Source organism: Psychrobacter sp. 1U2 (assembly GCF_051847575.1).
Window position 1 is genome coordinate 132,795 of sequence record NZ_JBPYDC010000003.1, and the last position, 15,474, is coordinate 148,268.

The 15,474-nt window shown below is 45.7% G+C and carries 13 protein-coding genes; 12 read left to right on the top strand and 1 reads right to left on the bottom strand.

The features are described 5' to 3' along the window. Positions 1–47 precede the first annotated feature (47 nt). From ssb to ACS8FD_RS02705, 10 genes are all read left to right on the top strand, one after another. On the top strand, positions 48–623 hold the full coding sequence (gene ssb, locus ACS8FD_RS02660; protein ID WP_439274327.1) for a single-stranded DNA-binding protein: 576 nt from the start codon (positions 48–50) through the stop codon (positions 621–623). Between the two features lie 623 nt (positions 624–1,246). Continuing rightward, entirely contained in the window at positions 1,247–1,570 is a 324-nt protein-coding gene (locus ACS8FD_RS02665; RefSeq protein WP_439274328.1) for an H-NS histone family protein, read from the top strand. A 150-nt stretch (positions 1,571–1,720) separates the two neighbouring features. Further along, on the top strand, positions 1,721–2,524 hold the full coding sequence (gene gspN, locus ACS8FD_RS02670) for a type II secretion system protein N (protein ID WP_439274329.1): 804 nt from the start codon (positions 1,721–1,723) through the stop codon (positions 2,522–2,524). Between the two features lie 8 nt (positions 2,525–2,532). Further along, positions 2,533–3,435, top strand: coding sequence for a type II secretion system protein N (locus tag ACS8FD_RS02675; protein WP_439274330.1), 903 nt, complete (start codon positions 2,533–2,535; stop codon positions 3,433–3,435). 150 nt (positions 3,436–3,585) lie between these two features. After that, the gene (gspD, locus tag ACS8FD_RS02680) at positions 3,586–5,853 is read left to right on the top strand and encodes a type II secretion system secretin GspD (RefSeq protein WP_439274376.1); all 2,268 of its coding nucleotides are present in this window, start codon (positions 3,586–3,588) and stop codon (positions 5,851–5,853) included. A 52-nt stretch (positions 5,854–5,905) separates the two neighbouring features. Further along, on the top strand, positions 5,906–6,094 hold the full coding sequence (locus ACS8FD_RS02685; protein WP_439274331.1) for a hypothetical protein: 189 nt from the start codon (positions 5,906–5,908) through the stop codon (positions 6,092–6,094). A gap of 130 nt (positions 6,095–6,224) precedes the next feature. Further along, entirely contained in the window at positions 6,225–7,283 is a 1,059-nt protein-coding gene (locus ACS8FD_RS02690) for a hypothetical protein (protein WP_439274332.1), read from the top strand. A 151-nt stretch (positions 7,284–7,434) separates the two neighbouring features. Then, on the top strand, positions 7,435–8,493 hold the full coding sequence (locus ACS8FD_RS02695) for a TatD family hydrolase (RefSeq protein ID WP_439274333.1): 1,059 nt from the start codon (positions 7,435–7,437) through the stop codon (positions 8,491–8,493). Positions 8,494–8,606: 113 nt separating this feature from the next. Next, on the top strand, positions 8,607–9,488 hold the full coding sequence (locus ACS8FD_RS02700; protein WP_439274334.1) for a tRNA threonylcarbamoyladenosine dehydratase: 882 nt from the start codon (positions 8,607–8,609) through the stop codon (positions 9,486–9,488). Between the two features lie 17 nt (positions 9,489–9,505). After that, positions 9,506–11,248 carry a GAF domain-containing hybrid sensor histidine kinase/response regulator gene (locus ACS8FD_RS02705; RefSeq protein WP_439274335.1) on the top strand — a complete coding sequence of 581 codons (1,743 nt, stop codon included), beginning with the start codon at positions 9,506–9,508 and terminating at the stop codon, positions 11,246–11,248. An 87-nt stretch (positions 11,249–11,335) separates the two neighbouring features. Here ACS8FD_RS02705 and efp read toward each other — a convergent pair whose 3' ends face one another. Next, positions 11,336–11,908: an elongation factor P gene (efp, locus tag ACS8FD_RS02710; protein ID WP_439274336.1), complete on the bottom strand. Its 573-nt coding sequence runs from the start codon at positions 11,906–11,908 to the stop codon at positions 11,336–11,338. Between the two features lie 229 nt (positions 11,909–12,137). On the opposite strand from efp, the gene epmB reads away from it, so the two are divergent. Together epmB and ACS8FD_RS02720 are read left to right on the top strand one after the other, a co-directional pair. Further along, positions 12,138–13,142 carry an EF-P beta-lysylation protein EpmB gene (gene epmB / locus ACS8FD_RS02715; protein ID WP_439274337.1) on the top strand — a complete coding sequence of 335 codons (1,005 nt, stop codon included), beginning with the start codon at positions 12,138–12,140 and terminating at the stop codon, positions 13,140–13,142. A gap of 166 nt (positions 13,143–13,308) precedes the next feature. Then, the gene (locus ACS8FD_RS02720) at positions 13,309–15,393 is read left to right on the top strand and encodes an EAL domain-containing protein (protein ID WP_439274338.1); all 2,085 of its coding nucleotides are present in this window, start codon (positions 13,309–13,311) and stop codon (positions 15,391–15,393) included. Positions 15,394–15,474: the final 81 nt, after the last annotated feature.

Here is a 15,474-nt window from a genome sequence, read left to right on the forward strand (position 1 = left end):
GAGCTTAGCGCTTATCAACAAAATCATCTATAAAAAAGGAAGACATTATGCGCGGAGTTAATAAAGTCATCATCATCGGCAATCTTGGTGCGGACCCTGAATCACGTCAATTCAATAATGGCGGTAGTGTTACTAATATCTCAGTAGCCACCTCTGAGCAATGGACCGATAAGCAAAGCGGTGAAAAAAGAGAAGCCACTGAATGGCATCGTGTCTCACTGTTTAATCGTTTAGGCGAAATTGCCGCTCAGTACCTACGAAAAGGCAGCAAGGTCTATATCGAAGGTAGCTTACGCACGCGTAAATACCAAGCTCCTGACGGTAGTGATCGCTATGCTACCGAAATTCGCGCCGATCAAATGCAGATGCTAGATGGTGCTAGCGGTGGTCAAGGTGGTCCGCAAGGTGACTATAGTAACCAAGGCGGTGGACAAGGATTTGGTAGTCAGCAGGGTCAAGCTGGTGGCATAGCAGCGGCAGCACAAGGTAGTCAGCAGGGTAGCTATGGCAACCAAGGTGCCCCTGCTCAGACCAATAACCAATTTAACCAACCAGCACAGGCACCGCAGTCTAAGCCCAACGCAATGCCAGACGGTCCGGTCGATGATGATATTCCGTTTTAGGATACATAATCTAATAGTGTTGATTAAATCAGATGGGGTCTATATAAATAGACCCTTTTTTTATTGGGCTATAACTAGCTTGATATAGCCAATACGAAATCAAATCGATACGTTAATATCGTCGTGCTACTGGTACAAATTTTCCTTGCTTGTTGTACGCTTTGCACTCCAGAGGCTGCGCGAAATTTGCCCCAGTAGCACTGTATAATTTTTAAAGTGAATCGACTATAGATAAAAAAGTATTTTTAGTTTTATGACTTAACTATAAAAGGTGAACATAAAATATAGAGATATGCTTTTGTAGTGTTTAATATTCTATTAGCACTGTATGTTTTTATATTCAATAGTTCATAGAAGAAAAAAGAACTTATGTTCTTTTTCTAAAAAGTAACGCTATCTATAGTGAATTATAAATATAGTATTATAGTTAATAGAGTTTGGTATAATATGGTCAGTTAATGCAGTCTGTATTTAGATTAAATTAATCACTTTATATTTATGATCGAATAATCGCATCTTTTATTAGAGAATAAGCTATTAAAGAAGATGACGACCAATGGATTATAAATTTTTAGGCTATTAAGTATATTTCCTATAATGAACACTTTTATACCGAGGCTATTATGAAGAATAACAACCCTATTGATTTACAAAACTTGGACGTCGATCAACTGCGTGCAATTACTGAAAATGCCCAGCAGCTTATTGATCAAAAGCAGCATCAGCGTCTGTATGATGCTTATATGCAATTTGAAAAAATCGCTGAAGACGCAGATAGCAGCATTGACGAGATTCTAAAAGCCGGTGAGAAACTGGAGAAGAAGCGTAGTATCAAGTATCGCAACACCGACAACAATGAAGAGACTTGGACGGGCCGTGGCCGCAAGCCGACTTGGCTTGTGGAAGCATTAGCGGCTGGCCGTGAACTAAACGAGTTTGCTATTTAATAAAGCTATAAAATCAGCACGATACTCGGCGCTAAGCTTGAGCCAGAAACCAGTATTTTTATTTAAGAATACTGGTTTTTTTATGTCACCTATAGCGGATTATTTGCTATGATAATGAGCTTTTAACCCCTATAAAAGAGTCTTTTATTCGTGCCAAAACTGTCTACATCGTCCAATAAGCGTCCGCGTAAGCTCTGGTGGCTGGTGGGCATGGTGATGTTTGCGCTATTTGCAGTACTGCAAATGCCAGCAGCATGGATAGTTGAAAAGTATGCTCCCCAGTCGCCTTATGTACAGCAAGTATCAGGGAATGTCTGGCAAGGCGCGCTTATTTGGCAATTACCACAAACGAGTACGGCGCTGACCGGCTCGGCCAATTGGACTTGGCAGCCGTGGCAGTTGTTTTTGGGTAAGCTTGGCGCTGACGTTGAGATTACTACCGGGCAAACGCGCTTAGAGGGACAAGTCAAAGTAGGGCGCGGCACGTGGCAAGTGGATGGTATGAGCGGCAACATTGCTGCTGAAACTTTGACGAGTGTCGTCGATTGGCAGCTACCCAATACGCCGATTCAGCTCAACAATGTCTCTTTACAGCGTCAGTCAGCGGCGGGAGAGAAGAGCGCAGGGTTCCATGAAGCGGACGGTCAGCTAACTTGGGTTGGCGGTGAGGTTGGTTATCCTAATGCGGGCAAGCTGCTCTACATTACGATGCCGACCATGCGAGCACAGCTCAGTACGGAACAAAAAAACGATAACCACCTACTGCATGTCAATTTATTAAATAATCAAGACAAACGCTTAGGCGACTTGTATCTGGATGGTGACAATATGCTAGATGTCAGTCTGACCCAGCGCCTACTCGAGAACATGCCAGAATATCAAGGCCAAGCGCCGCAAGATACCCCAGTCATTAGTGTGCGTCAGCCGTTATTAACCGGCTTAGGGGCAAACTGATAATGAGTATGAGCGCGCGATTAAAGCCGGTGATGGATACTCTCAATCGCTTCTCAGCTTGGCTATTGTTATTGGCTATTATTTGGTTGTGTTGGGTAGCAGCACGGCTATTATGGCTGATATTAGCGCCGCCGCTAGCGCCAGCGTTACCGCTACAAGCGATTCAAAACAACGCAAATAGTTCCGTTGATAATAGTAACTTGTTTGCCATTTTTGCAGATCCTGAACCTGTTACGGCAGCCGTCCAGCCACCGCCGAATGTGGAGCTAAAAGGAGTGCTGCTCGCCATACCTGATAGCTTGTCGTCAGCGCTACTAGACGTCAATGGTAATGTCAAAAACTATCGTATCGGTGATAGCTTAGAGGATACCGGCTTTACGCTTATCAGTGTAGATTGGAACGCGGTGGTTATTGCTGACACTGCCGATCAGCAAACCGTCATCGAGATGCCAGAGGCGTTACCACTTGATCAGCGAGGGCTAGATGATAACGCTATTGGCAATCAGCGCCTTCCTAATACTAATAATTCAAGCAATACGCTGCCTTTGCCAACCCAAAGCGCGCCGATAGCCACTGATGATCCGCTAGCAGAAGAGGCTAAACCTGCCGACACGAGCTCCGCTATCGATGACGCGGTAACCGCGCTAAAAGAAAATCCGGCCAGTTATCTGAGCCGTATGGGCGTCATGGCATCAGGTGAAGGCTATCAGGTCACCGCAGCTATGCCCTCAGGGTTGCGTAATCGTTTAGGGCTTGAGGCTGGAGACAAAGTACTGACTGTCAACGGGCAAACGGTTGGTAGCAGTCCAGCGCAAGATGCGACGGTTTTGCAACAAGCGCAGCAATCGGGCGAGGCGCAGATTGAAGTGCAACGAGGCGAGCAAGTGATTACTATTCGTCAGCAGTTTTAGGGAAGCGCGAAGATATTTTTATCATAATTTAGTTTTATCAGTTTATCGTACACAAGTTTTACCGCGTTAATTTATAACTGTCAGTTAGCAGTATGTTAGCCTGTAGCATCTTGTACCTCACAAGTGACATCATAATGGGTAATCATGACCATGGTAAGTTTGGATAAGTTTTCAATGACATCTTTACGTCTTTCTATACAGCGGTTGCTGCGTATGTGCCGGCCTTTATGTTTGGCGCTGCCATTATGGGCAGCATCTTGTGGTCTAGCAAGCGCTGAGAGCTGGAAAGTCAATTTGCAAGATGCCGATATAAAAGCTTTTATCAACGAAGTGGCCACGATTACCGATCAAAACTTTGTTCTAGATCCGCGTATCAATGGCAATGTCACTGTCATATCCAACCGTGCCTTATCGCGAGATGAGATTTATCAGCTGTTTTTGAGTGTGATGCAAGTCAATGGTATAGCGGCGATAGATTCGGGTACCACAGTCAAGCTAGTTCCGGATAATGTCGCTAAGCAATCGGGCGTGGCGGTAGATTTGCGCGGTGATAGCGTTGGCGAGTCGTTGGCCACCCGGGTGATTTATCTGACTAACACTCAAGCCGCTGAGATCTTAGGCGTTATTCGGCCCCTGATGCCGCAGTCCGCCCATGCTGCTGCCGTACCGGGCGTCAATGCGCTCGTGTTATCTGATCGCGCTGATAGCCTAAACCAGCTTACCGCGTTGATTCGCGACTTAGATAGCAATATCAATGATAGTCTGCAAGTGATACCGCTACGCCATGTCGACTCTGAGCGCATGATGGATCTGATCAGCGCTTTGGTCAGTACTGGCGGTGGTCAGGCCGCCGGCGGCGATCAGCTCAAAGTCATTGCCGATAGCGCAAGCGATAGATTGCTGGTCAAAGGTAGTCCGGAGATGATTGCTAAGGTACAAGCGATGGTCAATCAGCTCGATACCACGCCATCACGTCGGCTCAGCGGTTTGCGTGTGTTTCGCTTGAAGTATGCCAGCGCCGCTCATATCGCTGATATGCTACGCGGCTTATTGGCCAATCAGTCTCTTAATAGCTCAGGGGCAACCTCCACTCTAGAGTCGGCCTCCTTGACCGGAGCTAGTAGCACAGGTGCTACGCTTAACGGTGCTGCCAATGAGCTGCTCAATAACACTAATAATAATACCAGCACACCTTCTGCGACTAGTGGTACGACTGACGGCGCGACCGATAGTACCACCGGCCGGCCTTTTAGTATTATTGCCGACGAGACGCAAAATGCCGTCATCGTCAATGCCGCGCCTGAGTTGATGTTTGAGATTGAGGAGGCGGTTAATCAATTGGACAATCGCCGCGCGCAGGTGCTCATTCAGGCGGCTATCGTGGAAGTATCGGGCGATGATGCTACCCAGTTGGGCGTACAGTGGGCACTTGGTAATGCCAATAGCGGCTTAGGAGTCGTGAACTTCACGAACGTTGGTGCTAGCGCGACGTCCTTGGCGGCAGCGGCATTGGCGGGCGGCGGCGCAGCTGGAGCTGCTGGGCTCAGCGCTGCGGCTAACTCAATCGTTGGCGCTTTGATAGGGATTGGTGATAGCCGCAAAGACAGTCAAGGCAACACCGAATTTTATGGTGCCATCTTGCAAGCGCTAGATTCCTCGACCAGTGCCAATCTACTGTCTATGCCTTCTATTTTGACCTTAGATAATGAAAAAGCGAGTATTTTAGTCGGGCAAAACGTGCCTTTTGTTACTGGGTCTTTTACCACTAGCGGTAATGACTCGAATAATCCCTTCCAGACTATCGAGCGCCAAGATATTGGTATTAATCTCAACGTCATCCCGCATATCGGCGAAAACGGCACAGTACGCTTGGAGGTCTCGCAAGAGGTCTCATCAGTAGTGCCAGGAAGTGTCGGCAACTCAAGTGGAATTATTACTAATAAAAGCCTGATCAACACCACTATTTTGGCAGACGATCAGCAGACGATCGCCCTTGGTGGTCTGATGCGTGATAACTCGACTACCCGCCAACAAAAAGTACCCGGTCTCGGTAACGTGCCAGTGATTGGTCGCTTATTTCGCTCAGATAACGACAGCACGCAAAAGAGCAATCTGATTATATTTCTGCAGCCGACGATCTTGCGTGATGGCGGCGCGGTGGCAAGCGTCACTGAGCGCAAATTCAATCAGATGCGCGTATTACAACTGGTTATCGACAAGAATGGTACGATTAAGCAGCTGCCCCTTAGCGGTACCGAGGGCTGGAATGGTGACGTCAGTAAAGACTTTGAGCTCATGCCGCTCAACCCGCTAATCCCCAAGCGCGATCAGACGCCAAAGCAAGTGACGCCGCCATCAGGTTTTACTAGAGTTGATAGTCCAAGTAGTGGTATCACTACTTATCCCATTAGCCAGTAGTTTTAAGAGTGGTTATAAGTTATAACCTTAGTGACCGTCACAAAGGAGTGTTATGAATAAGAAAAAATGGCTGACCTTAAGCCTTGTCGGTAGCGCTTTACTCTTGATACCTCGGCGTAGCAGTCGGCAGACGCGACCGATCGCGAACCGTCACTTCAATGATCATAATCGCGCCTCTGATAAAAATGCTAATGACACGCAGAGCAAACAAACGACGCTCAATGAAAACGATGCGCATTAACTTGGCATCATGCGAAGCACTGTCCTGAGCCGTTATTACATACAAGCTGATCAGCGTTAAAATTATCACTACGTAATCTAGATAGGCACTGTGTTATTATTTTAACCAGTTCTTTACTATAGCTGACTTCATGAGACGCCATAACGACGCATCCATACATGTAAACGCTTCCGCCATCTCCTTGATGTTCTTTTCTAGGGGATTTGTCGTGATGGAAACAATATTGATGGCGACAGTGGTTGTATTGGGGAGCAATGTTTTATTGGGCTGCGCGCCGCAACCTGAGTCGATGTTCGAGCAGCAAGCGGAAGAGGAAGCAGCTAATGAAATCGGTACGCGTAGCACAATAGAGAATGATAAATCCTCCCAGTCTAGCACTGCTAGCACCACTAACGCTCTAGACAAGACAAGCCATAAACAAGCGCCCCCCGTTAATATCAGTAAACAACAAGCCATCGCGCGCCAACCTGACTGCGATGCCCAGCAAACGAGCTGTCAGTATTTGGAACTCAATACATTAGCGTTTACGCCGCCTCAGCCTTGGCTTGCCAATATCATGTGGCAGACGGTTGCCAGAACCTTATCACCAGACACGCCTTTTACCAGTCAACAACAAGTGGCGAGAGACTCAGTATCAGCACTGTTAAAACAAATAGAGTTTCGCAGCGAAGGAGTCAGCTCGCAGCCCAAATATCAACGTCTCGATACCGACTTAGTCCTTAATCAAGGCTTAAATGCTGATAATGTTGCAGCGAGCTCTAGCAAGATGAATAGGGAGGTGATGACGGGTTATCTGGTAGTCAAATCGACTCAGCAGCGCAGCGAGGATCATCAGCAAGGGCATCGCGACTACGTCATGCTAGATATGCAAAAAAAGCTGCAATTGACCGTAGAGGATATCTTATTACCAGACGCCGATACCCAAAAGCTACTATCGGCTTTTAATACCGTCAAAAAACAATGGCTCGCTAAGCAAGGTATTGAGCAGCAGTACCTAGAAGAGTGGCCGCTACGCTTATCTGAGCAGTGGTATATCGATCAGCAGGGGCTACATTTAGTCTATCAATCTGGAGAGCTGCTCAATACTCAGCTGCAGGCGGTGGATTTCGTGGTTCCGTTCACTCAGCTAAAAGGTATCGTGAAGCCCAGTTATATGGTGACACTTTCAACGAGTATGACGTCATCTTAAGCATTAACTAAAAGATAGCAGGCCAGTCCAATCTACTAATGATTATACCCCTACAACATATACTAAAAATAATAGTGATATTAATACAAACTCGCCTTGCTAAATAATCGCAGATTAGTGATAGTAATAAGCTAGTGTAAGGAGGCTTTTTATGGCTGATAGCAGTCAGTCGCTCACGAATAATAAAGACATTGTTCGTTACCCTTTAATTGATACGCATACCCATTTTGATGCTCCTGTGTTCGATAAAGATAGAGCGCGACAAGCACAGCGCGCTCATCAGAGTGGAGTCGAGCATTTAGTGCTAGTGGGCTATCTATATCGGCACTTTGACCGGCTTTATGACGTTCAGCAGTTTTTTGATAAGCGTAAATTTGCAAGCAACGAAGCTGATTTAGCAAACATCGATGCCAGCTCTATACCGGCAGCTCATATTGCGCTAGGACTACATCCTTTCTATATAGAGCAGCATACCGAAGCACACCTAGACTCAATGGCAGACATGCTAGACAAGCAGCGTCCTCTCGCCATTGGCGAGATTGGGCTTGATACTTTTACTGCTCAGATGAAAGAGCCTGAGGTCTTTGCTAAGCAGCAGCGCTTTTTTAGCGCTCAGCTTGATATGGCGGTGGCGCATCAGTTACCCGTGATGCTACATATTCGTAAGGCTCATGCTGAGGCTTTAGCAATATTAAAGGAGCACGCTTATGATGCAAAAACCTTAGGCGGTATTGCCCATAGTTTCAGCGGCGGTGAGCAAGAAGCTAAGGCTTTTGTGAAGCTCGGTTTCAAGCTTGGCGTGACCGGACAAGTGACCAACCCCAATGCCAAAAAGCTCCGCCGCGCGCTACAAGTCGCTGTTGCTGAGTATGGTATCGACTGCTTAGTGATAGAGACCGACTGCCCAGATATGACACCAATTAGCTGTCAGACCTCTAACGATAACGCCTCAGCTTTAGGTAAGAACCAAGGTCAAAGCCCAGACGATGTTTGGGAGGGTGATAAGGGCAGTGACAGTCATAATCGCAATGTGCCCGCTAATTTACCCCTTGTGCTAGCGAGCTTAAGCGAACTACTGGCAGTAGACAAGGCAAAACTTGCTCAGCAACTGTGGCAAAATAGCATCGATAGTTTAGGTCAGTCTTGGTCTTATCCTAGCCCTGATTCTAGTGCTGTTTCTAGTACTGGGGAGCCTACTACGGCGCAATGAATTGGCACTACAAACAGTACAGACCCTTTATTATCGCTATCAGCAAGGTCAGTAAACAGAGTCTTAGTAACTATAGCGTCAATAAATAGCCTTAATAAATAGAGTGTTAATGAATGAAAGATCAATCCACTATAACCGTAACGGATAGCACAGTCGCCGATAGCGAGCTATCTGAGATAACGGCAACTACGACTGATGATAGTCAATATCAGCGCCGTTTTCAGGGTACTCAAAAGCTATATGGCGGCGATGCTTTTGCTAGCTTTGCAGCCGCACACGTCTATGTGATTGGTGTTGGCGGAGTCGGCTCTTGGGTGGCCGAGGCTTTAGCACGAACCGCTGTCGGCTGTGTTACGTTAGTCGATTTAGACGTATTGGTCGCCTCCAATGTCAATCGGCAACTGCCAGCGCTTGACAGCAGCTTTGGTCAGAGTAAGATTGAGACTATGGGCGCGCGTATGCGTGAGATTAATCCAAACATAGAGCTGCATTTAGTTGATGACTTTTTGACGCCTGATAATGTCGCGCAGTTATTACCTGACCGCGCCGCAGCTAAGCAAGCTTTGGTGCAGAATCGGCCGATTATTATTTTAGATTGCGTCGATGATATGAGTGCTAAGCTCGCTATCGCTTTGCATTGCCGCTTTAATAAGTTGAAGCTTATCTGTGCAGGCGGGGCAGGCGGCAAAATAGATCCGCGCCAAATTACGGTTAGCGACTTAAAAGACAGCTATCAAGATCCTTTACTGGCGAGACTACGTAACAAGCTACGTCATGAAAAAGGCATCAACAGCCAAATGAAAGAAAAATTCGGTATTAAATGTGTCTATTCAACTGAGCCGCCGCGCGTCGAAAAGATGAGTCAGTCCGCTGGTTTGAACTGTGGCGGTTACGGTTCGGCAGTGGCGGTGACCTCGGTGCTTGCTATGGTTATGGTAAGTGAGACTCTGCTTATACTAAGCAAACAAGCGGCTGCGACAGCGGCTACTTTATAATCGTTTTGGAGAAGGCAGTGTCCACTTATCCACGAGCAAAAGATGAAAAAGCACGCATCGCTAAGCTACAGGAGTATCAAGTCCTCAACACTAACGTTGAACCGACTTTTGAGCGCCTCTCTGACTTGGTTAAGACCTTCTTTGACATGCCTATAGTCGCCATTACTTTTATGGATGAAGACACCCAGTATTTAAAGTCAGCTCGCGGGATTGGCGATACTTGCGCTACCACTCGTGGCGTGGCGGTTTGTAATTATACCGTGCTCTCTGATGAAGTGTTTGTTGTTGCCGATTTATCGGTAGATGAGCGTTTTATTGATAATAGCTTAGTCACTACCGATCCCAATTTACGCTTTTATGCGGGCGCGCCTATTATCTTGCACGAAGATAACCATATCTATCGTTTAGGCTCCTTGTGCCTTATGGATACCAAGCCACATTATGACTTTAGCGAAGAGCAAGCCAAGCACTTAACGCAGTTTGCTCAGATGGCAGCCGATGCGCTGCAGCTACAAAAAAAACAACGCCTTGCCAAATATGCCAACGATATGAAGTCAGATTTTTTGGCGAATATGAGCCATGAGATCCGCACCCCTATGAACGGCATCATCGGTATGGTCGATATGCTTGATGAGACAGCTTTGAGTCCTGAGCAAAAAAACTATGTCGATAATATAAAAGTATCGGCAGATCACCTACTGGTCATTATCAACGGTATTTTGGACTTATCGAAAGTTGAGGCCGGTAAAATGGTCATTGATACGGTACCGATGAGCTTAGCCACTATCTGCAATGAAGTAGTAGCTTTATTTAATACCAAAGCCACTCAGCGCGGATTGACTTTAGAATACCACTACGATGATGATCTAAACTCTTATGTAGAAGGCGATCCAGTACGCCTTAAACAGATTTTTTCTAATCTGATCAGTAATGCTATTAAGTTCACTCGCGAGGGCGGGCACATTGTCTTTGATGTTAGACAATCCAAAGATTGCGATTTTGAGGCGTTTAACGCTCAAAGAGAAGTATTGGATGCTATTGATAACCCTATTGACTATGACGATATGAATTTTTGTATTACCGTCTCAGATACTGGAGTGGGGATAAAAGCGGAGTCGCTGAATGCGATCTTTGACGCCTACAATCAGGCGGACAAATCAACGCATCGGTTATATGGTGGTACCGGACTTGGGTTGTCAGTCTGTAAATCACTAGTGGCGCTAATGGGCGGTCATATTTGGGCAGATAGTATCGTCGGTGAAGGTACCACCTTTAAGTTATTGCTTCCCTTAAAGGTGATTGATAAGCCGCAGTATGCTGCTTGGCAACAAGCCAATCATATCGATATCGAGCCTGAATGGCATTACAATGGACATGTATTGTTGGTTGAGGATGATAATGTCAATGCGATGATAGCTCTAAAAGCTTTGCGCAGTAGCGGCCATGAGGTCACGCACGTCACTGATGGCCAAAAAGCTATTGACGAGTTTATCGCAAACCCCAAACGTTACGATGTGATTTTGATGGATCATCATATGCCTATCATGGATGGAATGCAGGCGACGATCAAGCTGCAAGAGATGTTCGATAGCGACGACTTGCCGCCTATTATTGCCCTAACTGCCAATGCTATGGACGGCGAGCGCGAAAAATATCTACAAGTGGGTATGCAAGACTACTGTAGTAAGCCTTTCAAAAAAGAGCAGCTAAATGCTTTGGTTCAGTATTGGCTAATGTACAGACAGTCCGTTAATGCATAAAGTTAAATGCAAACCTAAAACCAAAAAGTCTTAATCGAAATGGCGATTAAGACTTTTTATTTTTACTCTCATCAAGACGATAGTAAATTAACTAACGCGAGTCTGATAGTCACCAGTACGAGTATCAACCCGTACCACTTCACCTTGTTGCACAAATAAGGGTACGCGTACGACAGCGCCAGTCTCTAAAGTTGCAGGTTTGCCGCCGCCGCCAGAAGTGTCGCCACGAACGCCCGGATCGGTTTCAGTGATCTGTAGTTCTACAAAGTTCGGCGGCGTGATAGATAATGGCACGCCATTGAACAGCGTGATCACACAAGTGGCGTTGCTATTTTCTTTTAACCACTGCGGGGTGTCGCCCATCGCAGCTTTATCCGCTTGGATCTGCTCAAAGCTCTCAGAGTCCATAAAGTGCCAAAATTCACCATCAGTATACAGATAATCCATCTCCGTATCGATAACGTCAGCGGCTTCTAAGCTATCTCCTGATTTAAACGTTTGCTCAAGTACCTTACCACTACGTAGGTTACGTAGCTTGACGCGGTTGAACGCCTGTCCTTTACCGGGTTTGACGAATTCATTTTCCATAATGGCACAAGGGTTGCCATCGAGCATGACCTTTAGACCGGCTTTAAATTCATTAGTAGAAAAACTTGCCATAACAACAAACTCCTAGTAGCACTGTCTTGTTTAAGTGATTGGGCTATAGTAACAATATATAGGCACGAATAGATAATATAGGCGCAAATAGATAAGGGATAATAATATAGGCACAAATAGATAAGTAACCATATACAGTAATTATGATCGCTATATTTTGCTAGGTTACTAGCGCGCCACAGTGATAAGCGTATAATGGCGACTTTTGGGCATAAAGTATTAGGGTGTTATGATAAACCATTTAATCCTACAAAAAAACTGGCAAACTCAATTATCCGAGGCCATAACCTCTATTGATGAGTTATTAGCGATATTAAAACTTGAATCGCTAAGCTCTCAGATTTATGTGCCAACTCATTTTGAGCTACGAGTGCCTCGCGCTTTTGTAGCAAAGATGCACGTAGGCGACGCCAACGATCCTCTGCTTAGACAAATACTACCGGATCAAAGAGAGCAAATAGCCGTGACGGGCTATGTCGCAGACCCTTTAGCTGAAAATTCACAAAATCCGCTGACCGGCCTGCTACATAAGTACCAGTCTCGAGTCTTACTGACGGTGACCGGAGCCTGCGCTATTCATTGTCGTTATTGTTTTCGTCAGCATTTTGATTATCAAAGTAACCTACCAAAAGCGTCGGCGCAAGATGCTATTATCCGCTATATCCATGAGCATCCTGAGATCAATGAGGTGATCTTGAGTGGTGGTGATCCATTAAGCGTTTCAAACCGTCGACTCTTTCATTGGTTGGATCTTTTAGAGGCGCTACCGCAGCTAACGACGATAAGGCTACATACGCGTCTACCGCTAGTTATTCCTGAGCGCTTAGACACCGATCTGCTAGATAGATTGGCGAAGAGCCGTTGTCAGATCGTCATGGTTATCCATTGCAATCATGCCAATGAGATAGATGAAACCACCGCACAGCACTTACAACGGGCGCGCGCAGCGGGTATTACCTTACTCAATCAGACCGTACTGCTGCGAGATATCAACGATGATGTAGACACGCAAGTGGCACTGAGTCAGCGCCTCTTTGCCGCGGGGGTGCTGCCTTATTATCTACATTTATTGGACAAAGTGGCCGGAGGCGCTCATTTCGATAGTGATAAAGATGCCGCTATCGCGCTTTATTGGCAACTATTAGAGCGGCTTCCTGGTTATTTAGTCCCCAAGCTGGTACGCGAGTTGCCCAATAGAGCGTTTAAGGTGCCGATTGACCTCTATAAACCCTGATAAAGGCTATATGTTTGAACGCTTTAGCTAATATGATTTTATGCTTATTCATATTTAGTTATGCTAGTATTAGCATCTGATGCCATAAATGGCGACTAGTCAGATCTTATCTAGTCACACAGAACCAAGTACCTCGATTGCCATTGTAAGATTTATGAGGATTTTTATGCGAACCAATACTACTCTGAATTTATTAGTCATAGACGATGATCAGCTATATGCTGAGGGTTTGATAAATTTATTAAAATCCTACTATGCTGAGGTAAATTTAGGGTTTTTGGATGATAAAGAGGAGCTGCTCAAGTCATTACGCTATAGCTGGGATGTGCTAGTGTTTGGTAGCGCTTATGATCTAAGCTTCACTGATGTCGTGGCTATTATTCAAGAGCATAATATTGATCTGCCTATCATTGGTCTAATGAGTGATGAGCTTGCAGACAATGGTCGCAATCAAGATGGGTTGCCGGTGATTATCGATGGTACCATGATTAAGGCATTAGTAGCCGATCGCGAGACGCAAGTGGTCATGGCGATTCGCTTGTTGCACGCCAATTTGCGTACCCGCCGACAGGTTGGTACTTTACAACAAGTGCTGACTGAGTCGGAGCAACGCGCTAATCTGCTGATAAAGAACTCCAAAAGCGCGGTCGCTTATATCGATCAAGGGATCCATATTTTCGCTAACGATTCCTATCTCAAGATGTTCAACTTTGAGTCGATGAACGATATTATCGGCTTGCCTGTTATCGACTTGATAGCTGGGTCTGACAATGTCAAAGACTTCAAACAGTTTTTGCGCCAGTTTGATAAAGGCAATCGCGAACAAGTCGAATTCAACTCCAACAGTAAAACGAAAGACGGCGACGTCTTTGAAGTCAAACTGCAACTGGCTACCGCAACCTTCGAGGGCGAGCCTGTGACGCAGATTATTATTCAGCAAAGTGGCCCAAGTAGCGCTGAGATCGATAAACAGTTGGCGGCGGCAGAGCGGTTAGATAGCTTGACTGGATTAAGTAACCGCCGCGGTTTTGAGGAGCGGCTTGAGAGCTTGCATCAGCAAGTCCTAAATAACAAGGGCCACGCGGGGCTGTTATATATTCAGCTAGATAACACCGGTAGGATTAGCAGTAGTTTGGGGTTAGAGGGAGTGGATGCTACCGTCAAGCAAGTCGCCGCGCTGCTCGATGAAACCGTTACCGATTATCCGGTTAGCCGCTTTAGTGACACCTCGTTTACTATACTTGCTAATGATATCTCAACCCAAGCGCTTAAAGACCTAGCTGAGCATATACGTTTAAAAATTAGTGAGATGCTCATCAACGTAGGTAAACGGACGATGAGCACTACTGCGAGTATTGGGGTGGTAAAAATCGATCAAAACGCTCCTGCACCTAAGGTGTTACTAGAGCGCGCGCTGGAAGCTATCAATCATATTGGTATAGAGACTAGTAATCAGGGCGATGCTTATCATTTCTATGATCTAAGTAAACATGTGAGCGAAGATGATAATGCTTTAGCTGAATATCTAGTCAATGCGATTACTAATAATCGCTTTGAGCTGATGTTTCAGCCCATCTATGATATCACTTTTGATCGCAGCGATTTTTTTGAGGTTTATTTGCGCTTGCCACTGGGGGATGCTGAAAATACCGTGCTCACCCCAAATCAGTTTTTATCAGTAGCCAAATCACATAATCTACTTGAGAGGATAGACCGCTGGGTACTGATCAATGCCTTTAAACAGCTAAGCGAGGTGCGTAAGTCGCATCCAGAAGCGCGGCTCTTAGTGCAATTAACCAGTGCGTCATTGGTCGATAAAAAACTTGCAAGCGTAGCCAGCCAAATTATCAAAGCCGTAGGGGGTCCAGCAGGTGCGTTAACCATACAGTTCAATGAGCAAGATATTCGCAACCATCTAACGATAGCAAAATCTCAGTTTGCGGCACTAAACCAAGTCAACTGCCGACTGTGTATTAATAACTTTGGTAGTACTACGAAGTCTCTCGATACCGCTGAATTCGTACAACCGCACATGATACGTATCGCGCAAAGCTACGTCACCGATATTCATACTGATAATAACTTGGACGCCATAAAATCGTTAATCACCGAAGTGAATAAGATCAATGTCGATGTGTTAATGCCTTACATCGAAGATGCCGCTACTATGTCGGTGTCTTGGAGCGTCGGAGCACGGTATCTGCAAGGCTACTACTTAGAAGAGCCAAGCCGCAGTATAAATGTGGTCTAAACGCGGTGTAATTGTTTTCTAAGGCCGTTTACTAACAGTGGTTTTGTTAGCATAGAGGGCCAATAATGTCGTTTTTTATTA

Bases quoted from the DNA above. Each gene is read 5' to 3' on its own strand.
- ssb (WP_439274327.1), top strand. From the start codon at position 48: ATGCGCGGAGTTAATAAAGTCATCATCATCGGCAATCTTGGTGCGGAC.
- ACS8FD_RS02665 (WP_439274328.1), top strand. From the start codon at position 1,247: ATGAAGAATAACAACCCTATTGATTTACAAAACTTGGACGTCGATCAA.
- ACS8FD_RS02675 (WP_439274330.1), top strand. From the start codon at position 2,533: ATGAGCGCGCGATTAAAGCCGGTGATGGATACTCTCAATCGCTTCTCA.
- gspD (WP_439274376.1), top strand. From the start codon at position 3,586: ATGGTAAGTTTGGATAAGTTTTCAATGACATCTTTACGTCTTTCTATA.
- ACS8FD_RS02685 (WP_439274331.1), top strand. From the start codon at position 5,906: ATGAATAAGAAAAAATGGCTGACCTTAAGCCTTGTCGGTAGCGCTTTA.
- ACS8FD_RS02690 (WP_439274332.1), top strand. From the start codon at position 6,225: ATGAGACGCCATAACGACGCATCCATACATGTAAACGCTTCCGCCATC.
- ACS8FD_RS02695 (WP_439274333.1), top strand. From the start codon at position 7,435: ATGGCTGATAGCAGTCAGTCGCTCACGAATAATAAAGACATTGTTCGT.
- ACS8FD_RS02700 (WP_439274334.1), top strand. From the start codon at position 8,607: ATGAAAGATCAATCCACTATAACCGTAACGGATAGCACAGTCGCCGAT.
- efp (WP_439274336.1), bottom strand. From the start codon at position 11,908: ATGGCAAGTTTTTCTACTAATGAATTTAAAGCCGGTCTAAAGGTCATG.
- epmB (WP_439274337.1), top strand. From the start codon at position 12,138: ATGATAAACCATTTAATCCTACAAAAAAACTGGCAAACTCAATTATCC.
- ACS8FD_RS02720 (WP_439274338.1), top strand. From the start codon at position 13,309: ATGCGAACCAATACTACTCTGAATTTATTAGTCATAGACGATGATCAG.